Source organism: Methylosinus sp. PW1 (assembly GCF_000745215.1).
Lineage (GTDB): Bacteria > Pseudomonadota > Alphaproteobacteria > Rhizobiales > Beijerinckiaceae > Methylosinus.
On sequence record NZ_JQNK01000009.1, the window covers coordinates 2,214,419 to 2,234,502 of the forward strand.

A 20,084-nucleotide genomic window follows, 5' to 3' on the forward strand; every position below is an offset into this window, starting at 1 on the left:
GAGAGGGGGTAGATTCGCCCCTTCATCATTGTTTCGCGAAACGACGGCCGACCTCCCTCTCCCGCGCCAGCGGGGGAGGGTGAGGGAGGGGGCCTGCGCGCCCTACTCGTCCTCGCCGAATCGGTTGCCGACCAGCGCCGCCAGCGCCTCTATCGCCTGCGAGGCCTGCGGGCCGGCGGCGGTCACAGTGATGGTGGAGCCTTGAGCCGCGCCCAGCGTCAATATGCCCATGATGGAGCTGCCGCCGACCGTGTCCCCGCATTTGGAGACGGTGATCTCGGCCTCATAGGCCTCGCAGCATTGGACGAATTTGGCCGTCGCCCGCGCGTGCAGGCCCTTGCGGTTGACGATGGTGAGATCGCGGACGATGCGGCCGCCATCGGCGGCGGCGGAAACGGATTGGTCGGTCATTTGGCGTTGAGGACTCGGCTGGCGATATAGACATATTTGCGCCCGGCGTCCTGGGCTTGCAACACCGCCTGCTCGAGCGGAGCCGATTCGCGCACCGAGGCCAGCTTGATCAGCATGGGCAGGTTGATGCCCGCCAGCACCTCGACCTTGCCGCCATTCATCACGGAAATCGCCAGATTGGAGGGGGTGCCGCCGAACATGTCGGTCAGCACGACGACGCCGTCGCCGCTGTCCGCCTCTGCGATGGCGTCGATAATGTCCCGGCGCCGACGCTCCATATCGTCCTCGGGGCCGATCGAGATCGACACGAGCTGCTTCTGCGGGCCGACGACATGCTCGAGGGCCGCGCGAAACTCCGTGGCGAGGTGGCCATGGGTCACCAGGACCATTCCGATCATTCGCAGCTACCGCTCATGAAGACCGTCTCGCAGGAGAACGAGATCGTCGAAACCGGAGAACCGAAGCAGACCGCATTGCGGCTCACCAATTTACTAACGCGAATGTCGCCCCGACGTTCGCAGCGTTTCGGGCGCCATTTTGTGCGTTGCGGCGAAATTGGCAAGCGAAAACCTCCGATCCTCGTTAAAATGCTACAAACTGATGAATAAACGACAAAATCCTCCTCGCCGCCCCCGCCTCTCGGGCGTCCGCGGCGAGCCGCGGCAGCGTCACGCCGCACAGATCGGCCTCCGCGCCCTCCTCCGGCGGGTAGCGAGGCGGCGGCTCGTCTCTTTCTCCACATAGATCGATGAGACAGCGGAGCACCCCCGCAGGCTCGAATTCGGCCGGCAGAACGCCTCGGCCGCGCTCCTCTATCGCCCCGGCTATAGCCGGATGCGGGCGCGCCAGCAGGCGGCCGTGACGGCGGACGAGCGCGACTCGATCATCGCCGATGAGCCGCGCGAACAGCCCCTGCCCCTGCGCGAGATGGATCAGCTCGAGGCAGAGCCCGCTCTTGCCGGCGCCGGACGGCCCGCGCAGCAGCACGCCGGCCGCGCCGATGAGCAGGGCGTTGGCGTGAATCATGATCCGCTCCTCGACCTGCTCCGCTTGGGGAGGCGCGCCGGTCATTTCGCCGCCGGCAGCCAGAGCACGAAGCGCGCGCCCAGCACCACATCCTCCGGCGCGATTTCGTCGGTGCCCTCCGGCTCCGCCCGCGTGCGGTTCATCGCGCGGATGCGGCCATTGTGCGCCTCGACGATCTGGCGCGAGATGGAGAGGCCGAGCCCGGAATTCTGGCCGAAGCCCTGCTCCGGCCGATCCGTGTAGAAGCGCTCGAAAATGCGCTCGAAGGCATGGGCGGGAATGCCCGGCCCGTCGTCGTCGACGATGATCTCATAGCCGTCGATCGGCTGGCCGCCCGGCCCCATCGCCTGCTCCGGCCGCAGATAGACGCGCACATCGCCGCCCTCCGCCGAGAAGGAGCGGGCGTTGCCGATGAGATTGTCGAACACTTGCGCGAGGCGCGAATCATGGCCGAGGATGCGCCAGCGCCGCCGCGGATCGGCGGGCTGAATGTCGAGCGTGATGGCGACGCCATCGCCGCGATCGAGGTCGTGCGCCATGCCGACGACGGTCTTCAGCACGCCGGCGACGTCCACAATGTCCATGTCGGCGCGGGCCAGCTCGGCGTCGAGACGCGAGGCGTCGGAAATATCGCTGATGAGACGGTCGAGCCGCCCGACATCGTGCTTGATGATGGTCAGCAGACGCGAGCGCGCATTCTCGTCCTTGACGATGGGCAGAGTCTCCACCGCGCTGCGCAGAGAGGTGAGCGGATTCTTCAGCTCATGTGCGACATCCGCCGCGAAATGCTCGATCGCCTCTATGCGATTGTAGAGCGCGCGCGTCATGTCGCGCAGCGCGCCGGAGAGATGGCCGATCTCGTCCTGACGCTGCGAGAAATCGGGAATCTCCTGCCGCGATTTGACGCCGCGGCGCACGCGATCGGCCGCCTCGGCGAGACGGCGCATGGGCTCGGCTATGGTGCCGGCGAAGAGCAGCGACAGCAGCAGCATCACGCCTGCCGAGACCAGGAAGATGCGGATGATGCCCCAGCGCTCCTGCGCCAGAATGGCGTCGATGTCGCCGCCGAGCGTGGAGAGAAGCAGCGCGCCGCGCACAGAGCGGAAGCGCTGCACCGGCACGGCGACCGAGATGATGGTCTCGCCCTTGGCGTTGGCCCGCACCACGGAGAGCGCGCCGCCGGTGAGCGCGGCGGCCACTTCGGGATAGGCTTTGCCATTGCCGGCGCCGATATCCTCATAGAGCGGCAGCTCCGGCCGGCGCGTCCAGCGGCGCAGCGCATTCACGCCCTGCTCGAGATAGCTGGACGATTCGCTCGCGCCGCCCGGCGGCCCGAGATCGAAGCGCAGAATATTGGAGCGGCCGGAGACGGAGCGCGAATCGAGCAGCAGATAGCCGTCGCGATCATAGATGCGCGCGCGCGTGCGCGTCGGCGAGACGAGGCGACGCAGCAGCGGGCCGATGCGCTCGGGATTGAGCGAGAACTCCATCGACGGCTGGCTGCCCTCGGCGAGGCTGTAGCTCTCGCCCGGCGCGAGCCGCAGCAGCTTCTCGGGATCGATGGTGATGGCGTCCGTATCGACAGTCGCGGAGGCGGCGATCGCCGCCGCGATGATCTCGCCCTGCGTCTGCAGGCTCTGCACGCGCGCGTCGATCAGGCCTTCGCGAAATTGGTTGAGATAGAGAAAACCGCCGAGCAGCGCCACGAGGCCGCCAAGATTGAGCACGACGATGCGGCGTGTGAGCGAGGACGACAGGCGCGATTGAATCGCGCGCGTGAGCCGCGCGAAGCGAACCGACGCGGCGCGGCCGATTCGCTTTTGCCGCGCCTGCGTCTCGGCGACGCCATGTTCATTGTCGGTCGTGACTGTCATGAGCCGTTATGGGGCTTCCTTGAAGCGATAGCCGACGCCATAGAGCGTCTCGATCATCTCGAACTCATTGTCGACGACCTTGAACTTCTTGCGCAGCCGCTTGATGTGGCTGTCTATGGTGCGATCGTCGACATAGACTTGATCGTCATAGGCGGCGTCCATCAGCGCATTGCGGCTCTTCACCACGCCGGGGCGCTGCGCCAGCGCTTGCAGGATGAGAAATTCCGTCACCGTGAGCACGACGGGATCGCCCCGCCAAGTGCAGGTATGGCGCTCCGGGTCCATGACCAGCGCGCCGCGCTCCAGCACCTTGGCTTCCGATTCCTTCTGCGCGGCGGCTTCCTTGGGATTGGCGCGGCGCAGAATGGCCTTCACGCGCTCCACCAGCAGGCGCTGCGAGAACGGCTTGTGAATGAAATCGTCGGCGCCCATTTTGAGGCCGAACAATTCGTCGATCTCCTCGTCCTTGGAGGTGAGGAAGATCACCGGAAGGTCGGATTTCTGCCGCAGACGGCGCAGCAGCTCCATCCCGTCCATGCGCGGCATCTTTATGTCGAAAATGGCGAGGTCCGGCGGATTGGCGCGCAGACCGTCGAGCGCGGCGGCGCCGTCGGTGTAGGTTTGAACGCGGTAGCCCTCGCCTTCCAGCGCGATCGAGACGGAAGTGAGAATATTGCGGTCGTCGTCGACGAGAGCGATTGTCGGCATCTTCAACCTTTACTGTTTACGTCCGATATCGGGCTCGATGTTCGCTTCGGGGGCCTCGATTTTTGCGCCCGCGCGACTCGTCGTCTCGGCGGCTCGCCTCGCCGCTTTGGAACATCGCCGTTCGGGCGCCACGTTCCAAGGCGTTGGCGGCCGAAATGTGGCTGGCCTCGGCCATTCGCATGACGTCGGCCGAAACAGGGCCGACAATCGGTTTCGTGTCGCCTTATATACATAATCGCGACACAAATCACCTATTGCTGTCCTAGGGACGAATCGCCGCGGAAACAGTGGTGAAGCCCAGGTTTCGGCGCGTGACGCCAAGTCGTGAAAATTTCCATAAAAAGCAAAATCTTGCCGGCCGCGCTGCAGCCTTCGGCGTAATGCGCGAGATCGCGTCGCCGCGACTTGTCCTTCGCGCCGGGCGAAGCCACGTTCACGCATAATGTGAATCGTCGGTGATTCGTTTGCACCGCGACGCTCGCGTCGGCTTTGGGTCAGTCGGTCCAATCGAAGGAGCGCGTCACCGCCTTCGCCCATTTGGCGATGCGGCGCTCGCGATCTTCCGTCGACATCATCGGGCTCCATCTTTTCTCGGCGCGCCAATGCGCGGCGATCTCGCGCTTATCCTTCCAAAAGCCGCTGGCCAGTCCTGCGGCATAGGCGGCGCCGAGCGCCGTCGTCTCTATGCAGCGCGGCCGCACGACGGGAGCGCCGAGAATATCGGCCTGAAACTGCATCAGCAGCGCATTCACCGCCATGCCGCCGTCGACGCGCAGCTCCTCCAGCGCGACGCCGGAATCCTCCGCCATCGCCGCGACGACGTCGTGCGTCTGAAAGGCGACGGCTTCCAGCGCGGCGCGCGCGATATGCGCTTTCGTCGAGAAGCGCGTGAGGCCGGCGATGATCCCGCGCGCGCTCTCGCGCCAATAGGGCGCATAGAGGCCGGAGAATGCGGGCGTGAAATAGACGTCGCCATTATCGGGAACGCTCGCCGCCAGCGCTTCTATATCCGCGCTCTTCTCGATTATGCCGAGATTGTCGCGCAGCCATTGCACCAGCGCGCCGGCGATGGCGACGGAGCCCTCGAGCGCGTAAACGGGCTTCTCCTCGCCGAGTCTATAGGCGAGCGTGGTGAGCAGGCCCTTGGTGGAGAGCCGCGGCGTCTCGCCTATGTTCATCAGCAGAAAACATCCTGTGCCATAGGTGTTTTTCGCGTCGCCCGGCGCAAAGCACGCTTGGCCGATCAGCGCCGCATGCTGATCGCCGAGCGCGCCCGAAAGCGGCGCGCCTGCGAGCGGCGCGCGGCAGGCGCCATAGACTTCGCTCGAGGAGAGAATCTGCGGCAGGCAGGCGCGCGGAATGTCGAAGAGCGCGAGCAGCTCATCGTCCCATTGCAGCGTCTCGAGATTCATCAGCTGCGTGCGCGCGGCGTTGGTGGCGTCGGTGAAATGGCGCCCGGTCAGATTCCAGGCGATCCAGGAATCCATCGTGCCGAACAACGCTTCGCCGGCCTGCGCTTTCTCGCGCGCGCCGGGAATGTTCTCGAAGAGCCAGATGAGCTTGAGGCTGGAGAAATAGGTGGAGAGCGGCAGACCGGTCTTCGCGCGCAAGCGATCCTTGCCGCCCTGCGCGGAAAAGCGCGCGACCAGCGCATCGGTGCGCGTGTCCATCCACACGATGGCGTTGTGCAGTGGCGCGCCCGTGCGGCGATCCCACAGCTGAGTCGTCTCGCGCTGATTGGTGAGGCCGACGCAGGCGAGATCGGCCGGCGTCAGCCCCGCTTTGTTCAAGGCCCCCGCTATGACGCTCTGCGTGTTGCGCCAGATTTCGGCCGCGTCATGCTCCACCCAGCCGGGGCGCGGATAGATTTGCGCATGCTCGCGCTGGTCGAGCGCGACGATCTCGCCCTCATGATCGAAGAGGATGAAGCGCGAGCTCGTCGTGCCCTGGTCGATCGCGCCGACATATCTGGTCATGACCGTCTCCGCTTCTGTCCTTTCGTGTCGCCAAGACACGAGATGCGCTAAATGTCACGAGATGCGCTAAATGTTATGAGAGCGAAAACTCGAGGAACGGGTCCGAAATGACGAACCAGCCTACCGACGCATTCTTCGCCGCCTGGCGGACCTATCGCAAGATCGTCGACACGAATTACATGTTCCATCGCGAGATCGGCGAGCGCGTCGAGGAGACGCTGCGCGCCGCCTTCGGCGACGAGGGCTTCTCCATCCTCGACCTCGGCTGCGGCGACGCCTCTGTCTTCGCGCCGCGGCTCGCGCGGCTCCGTCCCAATCGTTATGTCGGCGTCGATCTCTCCGAGACCGCGCTCGGCCTCGCCGCCGAGAATTTGAAGGTTCTCGCCTGCCCGGCGGAGCTGCGCCGCGAGGATCTGCTCGCCGCCGTCGGCGCCGGCGAGGAGCGCTTCGACGTCATTCATACGAGCTTCGCCGTGCATCATCTCGTCACCGAGCAGAAGGCCGAGTTCTTCCGCCGCGCGGCCGCGCGCCTTTCGGCGCGCGGGCTGCTGCTGATGACCGATGTGATGCGCGAGGAAGACGAGACGCTGCCCCTCTATCACGCCCATTATGTGGAATGGCTGCGCCGCGACTGGAGCGAGCTGACGCTCGAGGAGCGCGAGACGACCTGCGCGCATCTCGTCGAGAACGATATGCCGGAGAGCTTCTCCGTCCTGCAGGCGCAAGCGCGCGCAGCGGGCCTCGAGGCGGCGCCGATCGCCGCCTTTCGCTGGCACAAGGTGGCGCGCTTCACGCCCCGCGCGGGGTGAGCGCGCGCGTCGAATTCCCCCTCTCCCCGCTGGCGGGGAGAGGGCCGGGGTGAGGGGCTCGGGGCGTTAGCCAGAGACGGAAAAACGCCCCGAGCCGCTCATCCGCACCTTCTCCCCGCGCGCGGAGAGAAGGAAGGCGGCGTCACTGAGCGAAGCGATCGAGCGCGCGCGTCAACCTCTCCGTCTGCGCGGAATCGAAACGCAGGCCGAGCTTGGAGCGGCGCCACAGCACATCCTCGGCCGTGCGCGCCCATTCCTGCGCGCGCAGATAATCGAGCTCGGCCTCGGTGAGGCCGCAGCCCAAATCCGCGCCGAGATCTGCGAGAGATTTCGCCGGCTCCAGAAAGCGCCACGCCCGCGTTCCATAGGCGCCGGCGAGCCGGCGCGCGAAGCGGGGCTCCAGAAACGGCTTGGCGCGCGCCAGCTCCGCGACAAAGGCGTCGAAGCCGCCTGGGCCGATGTCGCCGCCGGGTAGCATAGCGCTCGCCGTCCAGGCGGCGCGCATTTGCGGAAAGAAGGGCGCGAGCGTTTCCAGCGCATGTTCGGCGAGGCGGCGCGCCGTGGTGATCTTGCCGCCGAAGATCGACAGCGCCGGCGCCTCTCCCGCCCGCGCGTCGAGATCGAAAGCGTAATCGCGCGTCACCACGGAGGCCTCGAGCGCGCCGTCGTCATAGAGCGGCCGCAGGCCCGAATAGCTCCAGACCACATCGTCGCGCGCGATCTTCTTCGCGAAGAAATGATCGACCGCGGCGATGAGGTAATCCGTCTCCTCCTCGCTGATCGAGACAGGCCCTGGCGCGTCGGGAAAGGGAATGTCGGTGGTGCCGACGAGGGTGAAATCCTCCTCGAAGGGAATGGCGAAGATGATGCGCTTGTCCGGCCGCTGCAGCATATAGGCCTGCGCGCCTTCATAGAGCTTGCGCGTGACGATATGCGAGCCCTTCACCAGCCGCACATGCTTGCGTGAGCTGAGGCCGAGACGATGCTCCAGCGTCTCCGAGACGAAAGGGCCGGAGGCGTTGACCAGCGCGCGGGCGCGGACCTGCTCGAGCTTGCCATCGGCGCCGGCGACGCTGGCGATCCATTGCGCGCCGTCCCGCCGCGCGCCGACGAGCCGCGCGCCGACGCGAATTTGCGCGCCGCGCTCGAAAGCGTCCAGCGCTTCCAGCACGACGAGGCGCGAATCATCGACGCGGCAATCGTAATAGGAGAAGCCGAGGCGATGATCGGCGGTCAGCGGCGCGCCGAATCTCGCGCCGGCGAGGGCGACCGTCGAGGAGCCGGGGATGCGCTTTCGCCGCGCCAGATGATCGTAGAGCAGCAGCCCCAGCCGCACGAGCCAGGCGGGACGGATCGCGCTCTCATGCGGCAGGATGAATTGCAGCGGGTGGATGATATGCGGCGCGGCGGCGAGCAGCAGCTCGCGCTCGGCCAAAGCCTCGTGAACGAGGCGGAACTCATATTGCTCGAGATAGCGCAGCCCGCCATGGACCAGCTTGGTGGAGGCGGAGGAGGTCGCCGCGGCGAGGTCCTTTTGCTCGAGCAGAAGGACGCTCAGCCCGCGCCCGGCGGCGTCGCGCGCTATGGCGCAGCCATTGACGCCGCCGCCGACGATAAGGAGATCGAAGACCATGGTCGGCTCCCCCCGCGATGTTTCTCGCGAGGAGAGTAGAGCCGAGAGCTGAAAGATTCGCCAGCGCCCCCTCCCCAGCCCTCCCCCGCTGCGCGCACGGCTGTCCGGGGAATGAGTCGATAGGTCGCGGGCGCATGCCCGGCTTTCCCGAGAGTTTCGGGGTACTTTCTGGTTGTCGAGACTCAGAAAGAAAGAGCCGGACATGCGCCTCGAGAATAGCGTCTTCGTCGAGCTTCTCAAACCGATCGATCGTCGCAGCTTCCAGAAGATCGTGGATCGTCACGGCGGCGACGCCTACGACAAATCCTTCAGGAGCTGGAGCCATCTGGTGGCGCTGATCTTCGCGCAGCTGGGCGCGGTCGTCAGCCTGCGCGCCCTCGTCGCCGCCTTCAACGCCGAGGCCAATGGGCATTATCACCTGGGCGTCGGGCGTTTCGCGCGCTCGACGCTCGCCGAAGCCAGCGCCCGCCGGCCCGTCGCCGTCTTCGCCGATCTCTTCGCTCTGCTCGCCGCGACGCTCGACCGCAAGACGCGGCGCGAGGGAGCCGAGATGCTCCGCCTCATCGACTCGACCCCCATCCCTTTGAGCAAGTTCCATGCGTTCGCCCGCTCCAACGGCCGCATCCACGGGCTCAAAATGCATGTCGCCTATGATCGCGGGGCCGACCGTCCCTATCGCGTCGAGGTGACGCTCGCCAATGTCAATGATGTCACCATCGGCAAGAAGACGCCGATCGAGGCGGGCGCCACCTATGTCTTCGACAAGGGCTATTATGATTTCAAATGGTGGAAGGGCATTCACGACGCCGGGGCGCTCTTCGTCACGCGGCCAAAGACCAACACGCGCTTGAAGGTCGTCGCCGAACGGCCGCTCGATAAGACCCGCGGCGACGGCTTCACCGTGCTCGCGGACAGCGAGGTCGCGCTGGCCAGCAAGGGCGATTCCAAGCTGCGGATGCGCCTGCGCCGCATCCGCATCGAGCGCGACGCGGCGAGCCGGACGAAATCGCCGATCATCGAGGTGATCACCAACGACATGACCCGCGATGCGGTGGAGATCGCCGCGCTCTACAAGGCGCGCTGGGCGATCGAGCTGCTGTTCCGCTGGCTGAAGCAGCATCTCTCGATCCGCAAGTTCTTGGGCAAGAACGAGAACGCCATCAAGCTTCAGCTGCTGGCGGCGATGATCGCCTTCCTGCTGCTGCGCATCGCCGCGCACAGCCACGGCGTCACTCTGCCGCCGCTGCGCTTCGCCGAGCTGGCTGGCCGCTTCCTGTTCGCGCGCCGGCCCGTCGCATCGATCGACGAGCCGCCGCCCAAATATCGCGTGCCGAGCCGGTGGAAGTCCGACTGCCAGATCGAGATGATCTATGCCTGAGTTTCCCCGGACAGCCGTGCGCTGCGCGGGAGAGGGAGCGGATTCGGCGCGTCATCGAGGTCTCGCGAAACGCTTGCCGTCCCCCTCTCCTGCGAAGCGGGGGAGGGTGAGGGAGGGGGCCTCTGCTCGGTCCCGCTCCCGTTCCAAAGAGCTTACTCGGAAGCGCGCGAGCGCGGCGCGGAATGGTCCGGCCGGCGGGCGGCGGCCGGCTTGGCGCGGCGGCGCTGCTGCTGTTGCGGCGGACGCCCATGCTCGGCGGGCTTGCCCGGATGGCGCGCGGCGCGGCCCGGCTCCTGATGCGTGCGGCGATGCTCGTGCGGACGGCGCGGGGCGTCGCTATCGGCGGCTGCGGAGCCCGGCGCGCTGCGGCGGTCGGTGATCGGCAGCGTCTGGCGCGTCACGCGCTCGATCTGCTTGAGCAGCGAGCGCTCGCTATTGTCGCAGAGCGAGACGGCGGCGCCCGTCGCACCGGCGCGCGCGGTGCGGCCGATGCGGTGGACATAGGCCTCGGGCGTCTCCGGCAGCTCGAAATTCACGACATGGGAAACTCCGTCGATATCGATGCCGCGGGCGGCGATATCGGTGGCCACCAGCGCGCGCGTGCGGCCGGAGCGGAAATCCTCGAGCGCGCGCTGGCGCTGATTCTGGCTCTTATTGCCATGGATCGCCGAGGCGCCGACGCCATTCGCGTCGAGATGCTGCGCCACGCGATCGGCCCCGCGCTTGGTGCGCGTGAAGACGATGGCGCGCGAGAAGTTCCGATCGGCGAAAAGCTCCAGCAGAACGTCGCGCTTGGCCGCGCCGTCCACCAGAATCACCCGCTGGTCCACGCGCTCGGCCGTCGTCGCCGCCGGCGTCACCTTCACGGTGATGGGGTCGCGCAGCATGTCGTCGGCGAGCGAGGCGATCTCCTTCGGCATGGTGGCCGAGAAGAAGAGATTCTGACGGTCCTTGGGCAGGCGCGAGACGATCTTGCGAATGGGGACGATGAAGCCGAGGTCGAGCATATGATCGGCCTCGTCCAGCACGATCGTCCGCGTCGACTCGAGCCGCAGATGGTTCGAGGAGACATGGTCGAGCAGGCGGCCGGGCGTCGCGACGAGAACGTCGAGCCCGCCGGCGAGCATGCGGATCTGCGGGCTATGGGCCACGCCGCCGACGATGACGCCGATGCTGACGCGGGCGAATTGCGCATAGGCGCGGAAGCTGTCGGCGATCTGCGCGGCCAGCTCGCGCGTCGGGGCCAGCACCAGAACGCGCGTGGTGTTGGGGGCGGGGCGGCGGCGGTCCTCGAGCAGCCGCTGCAGGATCGGCAGAGCGAAGGCGGCGGTCTTGCCGGTGCCGGTCTGCGCGATGCCGAGCAGGTCGCGGCCTTGGAGAAGCGCGGGGATCGCCTGAGCCTGGATCGGCGTGGGCGTCACATAATTTTCCTGCGCGAGCGCGCGCAGAATGACCTCGGCGAAGCCGAGATCGGCGAAATTGGTCACTGCGTAACTTTCGAAATAGGCCGCATGCGCGCGAGAACGTCTCCCGCGCGAGGCCATGCAGCGATGGATGGGAGACCTGCCCCGCGTATCGGGCCGTCATCGTGATGAGGACCCGCTCTACGGCTCCGATCCCCTGTGGGAAGCGATCCACGCGGCCGGAACGAGTCACGCTGCATTGCAGCAAGAACGTAGGTAAAGAGAATTCAAGGCTCTGTCAATCGGCAATCGCGCAGTTTGCGCCATTGTGGCGCTTTGGCCGCGCGCGGCAGGCGTGGCCGTGGACTATGCTTCGCGCGTTCGTCGCCATATAGAACGTAAGGATCTTCCGAACCCTCGAAGGCCGCGATCATGCTCGAAGCCCTCCGCGCTTTTCTCGATGAGGTCGCCGCGCCGGCGCGGCCGCGGCCGTTGGAGGCGTCCGATTATCGGCTCGCCGCGGTCGCGCTTCTGGTGCATCTCGCCTCCATAGACGGCGAGTTCGACGCCGGCGAGCGGGCGCTGCTGCAAAAGATCGTCGAGACGCGCTTCGGTCTGGATCACGCCGCCGCCCGCGCGCTGATCGAGGCGGCGGCGGAGAGCGAGCGTGACGCCGTCGATCTCTATCGTTTCACCCAGGTGCTGAAGCGCCGGCTCGATGAGGACGGCCGCCGCGTCGTCATCGGCATGTTGTGGGAGATGGCCTATGCCGATGGCGAGGTCCATGAATTCGAGGAAAATGTGATCTGGCGCGTCGCCGAGCTGCTCGGCGTCTCCACGCGCGATCGCGTCGCGCTTCGTCGGGAGGCGAAGGACGCGGACAAGCCGGTTCCGCCCGGCCCATGGGGAGGCTGAGAGATGAGCGACGCCGCGACCACCACCATCGTGACCGGAGCCTCGGACGGCATCGGCCTGGAGCTGGCCAAGCTCTTCGCCCGCAAGGGACGTCACGTCACTCTGGTCGCCCGCCGCCGCGAGCGGCTGGAAGCGCTGGCCGGCGAGATCGAGGCCGCCGGCGCGCCGGAGCGGCCGCTGGTCGTCGATCTCGACCTCTGCGCGACGGGCGCCTGCGAGAGCTTGGCCGAGACTTTGCGCGCCGCCGGGCGCAAGCCCGAGATTCTCGTCAACAACGCCGGCTTCGGCCTCGTCGGCCGCGTGGCCGAGCTGGACGCCGCAGAGCAATTGGCGATCGTCGATCTCAATATTCGCGCGCTGACGGCGCTGACCCTGCGCTTCCTGCCCTCGGTCATAGAGACGCGCGGAGGAATCTTGAATGTCGCCTCCGTGGCCTCCTTCATGCCGGGGCCGGGCTTCGCCGTCTATTACGCCAGCAAAGCCTATGTCCGCTCCTTCAGCGAGGCCTTGGCGGAGGAGCTGAAGCCGCATGGCGTGCGCGTCACCGCGCTCTGCCCGGGTCCGGTGCAGACCGGCTTTCAGGAGCGCGCCGGCTTCGACTATAAGGGCGAGATGAAAGCGGTGAAGCCCGCGCTGCTGCCGGCCGAGGAGGTCGCGCGGCAGGGCTATGAGGCGCTGTTCTCCGGCCGGCGCGTGGTCGTGCCGGGGCTGGTGAACAAATTCTTCGTCGCGGCGGGACGCGCGGCGCCGCGCGCGATTCTGCTGCCGCTGCTGGCCAAGGCGCAGCAGGCGCGGTGAAGATCGTCATCGCTGAAACGCGGCGAGCCCGACGGCGCTTTCGCGCGTCGGGCTCGCAAATTCGCGCGGCTGAAAAGATCAGGCTTCCTGAGCCTTGACCTTCAGCACCTGCCGGCCGCGATAAATGCCGGTCTTGAGGTCGATGTGATGCGGACGGCGCAGCTCGCCCGAATCCTTGTCCTCGACATAGGTCGGCGCCTTGATCGCGTCGGCGGAGCGGCGGAACCCGCGCTTCATCGGGGAGGTTTTTCGCTTCGGAACGGCCATTTGTCTCGATCTCCAACTCCCCGCATCGGGGGCGGGGTGAAAACTCGTGCGGGCCGCATACAACAAATCCGCGCGCATGGCTAGCCTGGACCGGACTCTGAAGAGCGACGTTCAGCTCCGCCGCCCCGCTTGATCGTGTCGAGCTTCGGCTCCATATACGGCCTCGAGGCGCCGCCGCCGGGCCTCGCAGATTTTTCGCACGAGAAGCGCCGCGAGGGCTTCGTAATGGCACGACTGCCGACGCTGAATTCCCCCTTCCTCCTGGGGTTCGACGAGATTGAACGCGCGCTGGATCGCGTCACACGCTCGGGCTCCGATGGTTATCCGCCCTATAATATCGAGAGGCTGCCGGGCGCCGATTCTTGTCCCGATCGGCTGCGGCTGACGCTGGCGGTCGCCGGCTTCACGCGCGATCAGCTGGAGATTTCGCTCGAGGAGAGCCAGCTCGTCATTCGCGGCAAGCAGGTGGACGATCGCGAGCGGCAATTCCTGCATCGCGGCATCGCCGCGCGGCAGTTCCAGCGCGCTTTTCTGCTGGCCGAGGGGATGCAGGTGCTGGGCGCCGATCTCGTCAACGGGCTCCTGTCCATCGATCTGGTGCGGCCGGAGCCGGAGCGCGTCATCCGCAAGATCGACATAGCGACGCCGGAGGAGCCGGCCAAATGAAAAGGGGCGCCGCGAGGCGCCCCTTTCGTTTTCGCAGGTCGTTTCGAGGGGGACCTCGGGGGAATTCGTTCAGCCGGTCGTCTGCTCTTCCTGCTCGCGGACGGTCATGGCGTTGCCGTGCCAGACGAAATCGTCGAAGAGGCAGGCGTCCACGAACATCACCGGCAGCAGAATGTCGCGCGTCAGCAGCGCCAGCGGGGTCAGCCGGGAGAGCCGCCAGCCGGCGACGCGGGCGAGGAGGCATTCCGCGCCATAGAGCCCGGCGAGGATCGCGCCCGCGGTCAGCGCCACATTGGCGTCGAGCAGATGCGCGGCGTAAGCGCCCGTCACCACGGGCATGAAGCTGCCATTCATGAATTCCGGCGCGAAATAGGCAGGGAAGGTGACGCGGCGCAGACGCGCCCAGCGCACATGGCGGGAGTAGACCTCATGCGCCGTGCGATGGCCGAGCGGCTGCTCGAAGGGCATGTCGACGAGCCGCACCTTCATCTTTTGCGCGCGGATGATCTTGGTGGAGGCGGCGTCCTCGGCGATCTCGGCGCCGAGAGCGCGAATGCCGCCGGCGCGCTCCAGCACCTCGCGGCGCCACATCATGTTCTTGCCCTGCGCGAAGCCGATGCCGACCGCCTCCGCCCCATATTGCCAGCGCGCCTGGAAAGTGTTGAGGAAGGCGCATTCCACCTCCGCCCAAAAGCCCTTGGGGCGAGAGCCGATCGGCATGGAGATGGAGAGCGCCGTATCGTCGCGGAAGGCGGCGAGCATGGTCTGAACATAGTCCGGCGGCAGCAGGGCGTTGGAGTCGGCGAGCACGACCCAGGAATGGCGCGCGGCGTCCCAGCCCTTCACGCAATTGTTGAGCTTGGGATTGACGCTCACATAATCGTCGCCGACGAGCAGCCGGGCGGAAATATGCGGATGCGCGGCGATGAGCCGCTCGACCAGCGGAATCACCGGATCATTGGCGCATTGCACGCAAAACAGCGCCTCATAGCTCGGATAGTCGAGCGCGAAGGTGGAGCCGATCGTCTCCTCGCTGAAAGTCTCCAGCCCGCGCAGCGGCCGCACGACGCTCACCGGCGGCGCATGGGCGGGAACGGGCAGAGTGCGGGGACGGGCTTTGCAGCGAAAGGCGGCGATGGCGATGCTGGCGAGGTTGAGCGAGAGCAGCGTCGCGCAAAAGGCGGCGCACACATAGGCGATGATCATGCGTGTTCCCTGCCTGTCACTTTCGGGATTCGAGACGGGCGGCGGCCTGCGCCTGCGCCAGCGGGCGGCGACGGCTGCGCAATCCCGGAGCGGGCCAGACCGATATTCCGCCTGACAAGGAGCTCAGCTCTTGGCAAAAGGGTGGCGGCGCGAGAATCTTGTCGCGTCGCGCGGCCCTCGCACTCTCCTCCTGCCGAAGTTTGCTCATGACCACTCCGATCGTTCGCTTCGCGCCCTCGCCGACCGGCCGCATCCATATCGGCAATGCGCGTCCGGCCCTGCTGAACTATTTGTACGCCCTCTCCCACCATGGAAGATTCGTGCTGCGATTCGATGACACCGATCTGGCCCGCTCGAGCGAGGAGTTCGCGCAGGCGATCGAGGTCGATCTCGCCTGGCTCGGCGTGCGGCCGGATGTGGTGGTGCGGCAGTCGCAGCGCGTCGCACATTATGAGGCGGCGGCGGCGCGTCTCGAGGCGGCGGGCCTGCTCTATCCCTGCTACGAGACGCCGGAGGAATTGGAGAAGCGCCGCAAATTGCAGCAGGCGCGCGGACTGCCGCCCGTCTATGACCGCGCCGCGCTGAAGCTTTCGGTCGAGGAGCGCGCGCGGCTCGCGGCGGAGGGGCGCAAGCCGCATTGGCGTTTCAAGCTGCCGGCGGGCGTCGTGGAATGGCGCGATCTCGTGCGCGGCGATTGCGCGATCGACTGCGCCACTCTGTCCGATCCGGTGCTGCTGCGCGAGGATGGCAGCTTTCTCTACACGCTCCCTTCGGTGGTGGACGACATAGAGCTGGGCGTCACTCATGTGATTCGCGGCGAGGATCATGTGACCAATACGGCGGTGCAGATTCGCCTGTTTCAGGCGCTGGCGCCGGGGCATGCGCATCCCGTCTTCGCGCATCACAATCTTCTCGTCGGCGGCGCGGGCGAGGCGCTTTCCAAGCGCACCGGCTCGCTCGCCATCGCCTCGCTGCGCGAGGAGGGTTATGAGGCTCTCGCCGTGGCGGCGCTCGCCGTGCTCACCGGCTCCTCGGACAGCGTGCATGCGGTGCGCTCGCTCGGCGATCTCGCGCATTCTTTCGATCTCGCGCATCTCTCGCGCAACGCCGCGCGTTTCGATCCCGCCGATCTAGGCCCGCTCACCCATCGCACGCTGGCGATATTGGAATATGACGACGTGCGCGAGCGCTTGGAGGCGCATGACATCGTCGGCTTCAAGGCCGAGCCCTTCTGGCGCGCGGTGCGGGGGAATTTGACGCGCTTCGCCGATGTGCTGGACTGGTGGCGCGTCGTCGAGGGCGAGATCGAGCCGATCCGCGAGGATGCGGAGTTTTTGGCGCAGGCGCAGGCGCTGCTGCCGGCCGAGCCCTGGGACGAGACCACCTGGTCCGCCTGGACCAGCGCGGTGAAGGCGGGCACGGGCCGCAAGGGCAAGGCGCTGTTTCATCCATTGCGCGTCGCGCTCACCGGCGCGGAGACTGGGCCGGAACTGTCGCTGCTGCTGCCGCTGATCGGCCATGCGCGGGCCGTCGCGCGGCTGTCGGGGGCGTGAGGGCGCGCGCCCGTCAGAAACACCGCACCTGCGCTTCCGCCTGGGCGCGGCGCAACTCCTCCAGCGCCTCCTTGGCGAGGCGCGAGTTGCGGAACAGCGAGCCGATCTGCCCCGCTTGCTGATCCATGCTGGCGACCGTCTCGGCCGAGACATAGCGCTCATAGGGCAATATGGAGGCGACGATGTCGATGGAGCAGGAGCATTGCTCCAGCGCCTGCCGCGAATCGCCATTGGCCTTCATGCAGCCGAACACATAATCCGCCCGCGCCGAGGTCGGATAATCATTGAGATCGGCGGCGCGCGCGGGAAGCGCGGCGGCGAGGGCGAAGAGGCAAGCGGCGGCGGCGCGGAGCATGGGGTCGATCCTGTAATGGCTGCGACCGCATTGGCCTAGCGCAAGCGCACGGCGGATCGCAAGCGCGCCCGCGCTTGACAAAAATAAATAGGAGTCCTAATAAAACTCCATGACGCCCTTCGACGCCATCACCACCCCTCTGCCCCGCCGACTGCGCGAGGGGCTCGACCGCATCGCCGCCGCAATGCGCGCCGATGAATGGGGCGTCGCGGAGGAGGCCGGGCTAACCCCCACTCAATTGCACGCGCTCACCTTCATCGCCGGCCGCGGAGAGGCGGGGATGCGCCTGCGCGCGGTGGCCGAGCATTTGGGCGTCACCCAGCCGACGGCCACCGATTCCATCGCCGCGCTCGCACGCAAGGGCCTCGTCACCAAGCTCGCCGATCCCGCCGACAAGCGCGCCATCGCCATTCGCGTGACGCCGGCGGGCTGCGACGTCGTGCGCGCCATCGGCCTCGCCATGACCTCGGCGGAAAGGGCGCTGGAGACGCTGACGCCGCAAGAGCAGCAGACGCTGCTCGATCTGGTCATCAAGACGATCCGCGCCTTGCAGAAGGCCGAGGCCATTCCGCCGCAGCGGCTCTGCGTCAGCTGCCGCCATTTTCGTCCGCACGCCCATGCGGACGCCGAGCTTCCGCATCATTGCGCGCTCGTCGACGCGGCGTTCGGCGGCCGTCATTTGCGCCTGGATTGCCCGGAGCATGATCCGGCGCCGCCGGCGGAGAGCGAGACGGCCTGGAGCCTTTTCGCGCATCGCGACGCGCAGCAGGCGGGAGCCTGAGACGCCTCGCAAATTCTCGAGCCGCTCGGGGTTCCAGGGCCGCTGGCCCGTGGCGGGCTCGCAGAAGAATGGCGCGCCGTTCGTAGACGGCGCGCAGGAAGCAGAAGAGAGGAGGACCAAGGCCATGGCGACGAAAGCGATTTTCTACCACGCCGGATGCCCCGTTTGCGCGGATGCGGAGACGGCCTTCGCCAAAGCGCTCGACCCGCAAGTCTTCGATGTCGAGATCGTGCATCTCGGCGAGGACAAGGCGCGGCTCGGCGAGGCCGAGGCGGCCGGCGTCAAATCCGTGCCCGCCTTTGTCATCGACGGGCGCGCCTATCACATTAATTTCGGCGCCGATCTCTCCGCGCTGAAATAGACCACCGACGACCCCCCGCCGTTGTCACTTCGGCGACTCCGAACTGCCTCGCCGAGCTATGCTCGCGCGAGGCCTTTTTTTCAGCGAACCCTGTCCATGACCCCTGTGATCGAGACCCTATTCGCGGCGCCGGCGCTCATCTCTCTCGGCCCGCGCGCGGCGCCGAGCGGCATCGCCAAAAGCGCGGCGCCGCCGCCCTGGCGCATATTGCGCGACGGCCTCGACGGCGATCGTCAGGGCGATCTGCGCCATCACGGCGGGCCGGAGAAGGCGCTGCATCATTATCCGCGCGATCATTACGACGCCTGGGCGACGGAGGAGCCGGCGCTCGGCGAAGCGCTCGCGGCGCCGCCGGCCTTCGGCGAGAATATTTCGACTCTGGGCGTGACCGAGCGCGACATCTGCATCGGCGACATCTTCGCATTGGGCTCGGCGCTGCTGCAGGTGAGCCAGGGCCGCCAGCCCTGCTGGAAGCTGAATGTGCGTTTCGCGCGCCCGGATATGGCGCGGCGCGTTCAGACGAGCGGGCGCACTGGCTGGTATTACCGCGTGCTGCGCGAGGGCGTCGCCGAGCCGGGCGCGCATCTCCAGCGCGTGGAGCGGCCGCTGCCGGAGTGGCCTTTGTCGCGGCTCAATGAATTGCTCTATCTGCGCATGCTCGATCGCGATGCGCTGGCGCAAATGGCCGAGCTGGCGCCGCTCGCGCGCAATTGGCGAGAGCTGGCCGCGCGCCGTCTCGCGCGCGGCGCGGTGGAGGACTGGTCCACGCGCCTCGACGGCGCGTGAGAGCGTCGCGCGCTGCCGAACGCAGGCGGCGCATCAGGCCGGCAGAAGGCCCTTGCGCAAATTCTCGCCCGCGAGCGTGATGATGCGGCCGACGGCGGCGGGATCGGCGAGCCAGGCCTCTATGCGCGGATGGGTGAGCTGCGCCGGCGTGCTGCGGCGATAGACCTTGTAACATTCGGCGAGATAGTACGGCAGCGACACGAATTCGCCGACCTCGCTCGAGAGATGATAATTCTCGAGCTTGAATGTGTAGCTGCCCTGCACGCCGAAATATTCGCCGATCGGCGGATAGATGGGGAATATCTCCGCGCGTCCGAGATCGTCGATCGCGTAATAGTCGCCATTGACGGGCGCCGGAGTCGGCAGGCCGGCATGGGCGAAAAATTTCTTGGCGAGATCGAAGAGCACGAACGGCCGCGGATGCACCAGCGAATACATGAACACGCCGCGGCGCGACCAATTGGCGATCTCGCCGGAGAGATCCATGCCGTATTTGCGCTTGCCGGTCTCGACCAGCTCGTTCACGGCGTCGTTCCAGACGTCGAAATAGCCGAGCGCCTCGAAGACATTGCGGTTGAACAGCGCATGCGCCTCCTCCACCGAGAGGCCGCGGCGGAAGGCGAAGACGGCGAGCGCCGAGTGATAGGGGCCGACGGGGCCGATGGTCGGCGCATGGCCGCGCGTCTCGTCGAGAAGATAGATGAGGTCGGGGTGGAAGGCGGAGAAGGTGATCGCCGGGATCATGATCACTTTGTCCAAGAGCTCGCACAGCTCCGCCGAGCCGCCGCCGCGCACAGGCCCGTGCAGAAACTCGTGGCAGAACACATAGTCGTAGGTGGCGAGCGTCTTGGCGAGCAGCTTTATGTCGGCGAGCGTCTTGGCGATCGCCGAGAAATGCGAGACGCGCGCGGAAGGGTCGAGCAGCTTCATCGCATAGGCGAGACCGAAAGCCTGACAATTGCCGATGACGGCGATGCGCGGCCCGGTGAGGCGCGGCCCTTTCGAATAGAAGGGCGCGAGCCGCGGCTCGACGAGATGACTGTACCAGGAGCGGATGATCTGCCGGTCGATCTGAGACAACATGCGCGCGTTATGCCATTTCGTCGCGGCCCGAAATCGAAGTCGGCGCCGAAGGATGACAAGCGCCCGGTCGCCGTTTATGCTCCCGGCCGCATCGA

21 protein-coding genes are annotated in these 20,084 nt (G+C 66.7%); 9 read left to right on the top strand and 12 right to left on the bottom strand.

Annotated features, from left to right (window positions below; genetic code table 11):
- Positions 1-102: 102 nt before the first annotated feature.
- From K369_RS20090 to glpK, 6 genes are all read right to left on the bottom strand, one after another.
- The gene (locus K369_RS20090) at positions 103-411 is read right to left on the bottom strand and encodes an HPr family phosphocarrier protein (protein ID WP_018267283.1); all 309 of its coding nucleotides are present in this window, start codon (positions 409-411) and stop codon (positions 103-105) included.
- Positions 408-809 (bottom strand): PTS sugar transporter subunit IIA, encoded by a 402-nt coding sequence (locus tag K369_RS20095; RefSeq protein ID WP_036293661.1) that lies wholly within the window; start codon positions 807-809, stop codon positions 408-410. The genes K369_RS20090 and K369_RS20095 overlap by 4 nt, the downstream gene beginning before the upstream one ends.
- A gap of 184 nt (positions 810-993) precedes the next feature.
- On the bottom strand, positions 994-1,482 hold the full coding sequence (locus tag K369_RS20100; RefSeq protein WP_036293664.1) for an HPr kinase/phosphorylase: 489 nt from the start codon (positions 1,480-1,482) through the stop codon (positions 994-996).
- The gene (locus K369_RS20105) at positions 1,479-3,311 is read right to left on the bottom strand and encodes a stimulus-sensing domain-containing protein (RefSeq protein WP_036293666.1); all 1,833 of its coding nucleotides are present in this window, start codon (positions 3,309-3,311) and stop codon (positions 1,479-1,481) included. The genes K369_RS20100 and K369_RS20105 overlap by 4 nt, the downstream gene beginning before the upstream one ends.
- 6 nt (positions 3,312-3,317) lie before the next feature.
- Positions 3,318-4,019 (bottom strand): response regulator transcription factor, encoded by a 702-nt coding sequence (locus tag K369_RS20110; protein WP_018267279.1) that lies wholly within the window; start codon positions 4,017-4,019, stop codon positions 3,318-3,320.
- A 494-nt stretch (positions 4,020-4,513) separates the two neighbouring features.
- Entirely contained in the window at positions 4,514-5,995 is a 1,482-nt protein-coding gene (gene glpK, locus K369_RS20120; protein WP_036293668.1) for a glycerol kinase GlpK, read from the bottom strand.
- Between the two features lie 107 nt (positions 5,996-6,102).
- On the opposite strand from glpK, the gene K369_RS20125 reads away from it, so the two are divergent.
- Positions 6,103-6,804 carry a class I SAM-dependent methyltransferase gene (locus tag K369_RS20125; RefSeq protein WP_036293670.1) on the top strand — a complete coding sequence of 234 codons (702 nt, stop codon included), beginning with the start codon at positions 6,103-6,105 and terminating at the stop codon, positions 6,802-6,804.
- Between the two features lie 142 nt (positions 6,805-6,946).
- On the opposite strand, the gene K369_RS20130 is transcribed toward K369_RS20125, so the two are convergent.
- Entirely contained in the window at positions 6,947-8,437 is a 1,491-nt protein-coding gene (locus tag K369_RS20130) for a glycerol-3-phosphate dehydrogenase (protein WP_036293672.1), read from the bottom strand.
- Positions 8,438-8,639: 202 nt separating this feature from the next.
- On the opposite strand from K369_RS20130, the gene K369_RS20135 reads away from it, so the two are divergent.
- Positions 8,640-9,815: an IS4 family transposase gene (locus K369_RS20135; protein WP_036289774.1), complete on the top strand. Its 1,176-nt coding sequence runs from the start codon at positions 8,640-8,642 to the stop codon at positions 9,813-9,815.
- 152 nt (positions 9,816-9,967) lie between these two features.
- Here the strand turns inward: K369_RS20135 and K369_RS20140 are convergent, their stop codons facing one another.
- The gene (locus tag K369_RS20140; RefSeq protein WP_036293674.1) at positions 9,968-11,359 is read right to left on the bottom strand and encodes a DEAD/DEAH box helicase; all 1,392 of its coding nucleotides are present in this window, start codon (positions 11,357-11,359) and stop codon (positions 9,968-9,970) included.
- 291 nt (positions 11,360-11,650) lie between these two features.
- Here K369_RS20140 and K369_RS20145 point away from each other — a divergent pair, with 291 nt between their 5' ends.
- Both K369_RS20145 and K369_RS20150 read left to right on the top strand, forming a co-directional pair.
- Positions 11,651-12,133 carry a TerB family tellurite resistance protein gene (locus tag K369_RS20145; protein ID WP_036293676.1) on the top strand — a complete coding sequence of 161 codons (483 nt, stop codon included), beginning with the start codon at positions 11,651-11,653 and terminating at the stop codon, positions 12,131-12,133.
- 3 nt (positions 12,134-12,136) lie between these two features.
- Complete coding sequence (locus K369_RS20150) at positions 12,137-12,931, top strand: SDR family oxidoreductase (RefSeq protein ID WP_036293678.1); 795 nt, start codon at positions 12,137-12,139, stop codon at positions 12,929-12,931.
- A 78-nt stretch (positions 12,932-13,009) separates the two neighbouring features.
- Here K369_RS20150 and rpmF read toward each other — a convergent pair whose 3' ends face one another.
- Entirely contained in the window at positions 13,010-13,198 is a 189-nt protein-coding gene (gene rpmF, locus K369_RS20155) for a 50S ribosomal protein L32 (protein WP_024878183.1), read from the bottom strand.
- 225 nt (positions 13,199-13,423) lie between these two features.
- Here rpmF and K369_RS20160 point away from each other — a divergent pair, with 225 nt between their 5' ends.
- Positions 13,424-13,864 carry an Hsp20 family protein gene (locus tag K369_RS20160; RefSeq protein ID WP_026191558.1) on the top strand — a complete coding sequence of 147 codons (441 nt, stop codon included), beginning with the start codon at positions 13,424-13,426 and terminating at the stop codon, positions 13,862-13,864.
- 69 nt (positions 13,865-13,933) lie between these two features.
- Here the strand turns inward: K369_RS20160 and K369_RS20165 are convergent, their stop codons facing one another.
- Positions 13,934-15,070, bottom strand: coding sequence for a ceramide glucosyltransferase (locus K369_RS20165; protein WP_036293680.1), 1,137 nt, complete (start codon positions 15,068-15,070; stop codon positions 13,934-13,936).
- A gap of 206 nt (positions 15,071-15,276) precedes the next feature.
- Here K369_RS20165 and K369_RS20175 point away from each other — a divergent pair, with 206 nt between their 5' ends.
- The gene (locus K369_RS20175) at positions 15,277-16,623 is read left to right on the top strand and encodes a glutamate--tRNA ligase (RefSeq protein WP_036293682.1); all 1,347 of its coding nucleotides are present in this window, start codon (positions 15,277-15,279) and stop codon (positions 16,621-16,623) included.
- 13 nt (positions 16,624-16,636) lie between these two features.
- Here K369_RS20175 and K369_RS20180 read toward each other — a convergent pair whose 3' ends face one another.
- Positions 16,637-16,978, bottom strand: coding sequence for a hypothetical protein (locus K369_RS20180; RefSeq protein WP_036293684.1), 342 nt, complete (start codon positions 16,976-16,978; stop codon positions 16,637-16,639).
- Between the two features lie 109 nt (positions 16,979-17,087).
- Between K369_RS20180 and K369_RS20185 the strand changes: the two genes are divergently transcribed.
- The 3 genes from K369_RS20185 to K369_RS20195 all read left to right on the top strand — a co-directional run bounded on the left by K369_RS20185 (position 17,088) and on the right by K369_RS20195 (position 18,906).
- A complete protein-coding gene (locus K369_RS20185) occupies positions 17,088-17,759 on the top strand; it encodes a MarR family winged helix-turn-helix transcriptional regulator (RefSeq protein ID WP_036293686.1) in 672 nt (223 codons plus the stop codon).
- A gap of 124 nt (positions 17,760-17,883) precedes the next feature.
- Complete coding sequence (locus K369_RS20190; protein WP_036296017.1) at positions 17,884-18,120, top strand: thioredoxin family protein; 237 nt, start codon at positions 17,884-17,886, stop codon at positions 18,118-18,120.
- 96 nt (positions 18,121-18,216) lie between these two features.
- Positions 18,217-18,906, top strand: a complete 690-nt coding sequence (locus K369_RS20195) for an MOSC domain-containing protein (RefSeq protein ID WP_036293688.1) — start codon at positions 18,217-18,219, stop codon at positions 18,904-18,906.
- A 33-nt stretch (positions 18,907-18,939) separates the two neighbouring features.
- Here K369_RS20195 and K369_RS20200 read toward each other — a convergent pair whose 3' ends face one another.
- Positions 18,940-19,989, bottom strand: coding sequence for a WcbI family polysaccharide biosynthesis putative acetyltransferase (locus K369_RS20200; protein ID WP_036293690.1), 1,050 nt, complete (start codon positions 19,987-19,989; stop codon positions 18,940-18,942).
- Positions 19,990-20,084 lie beyond the last annotated feature (95 nt).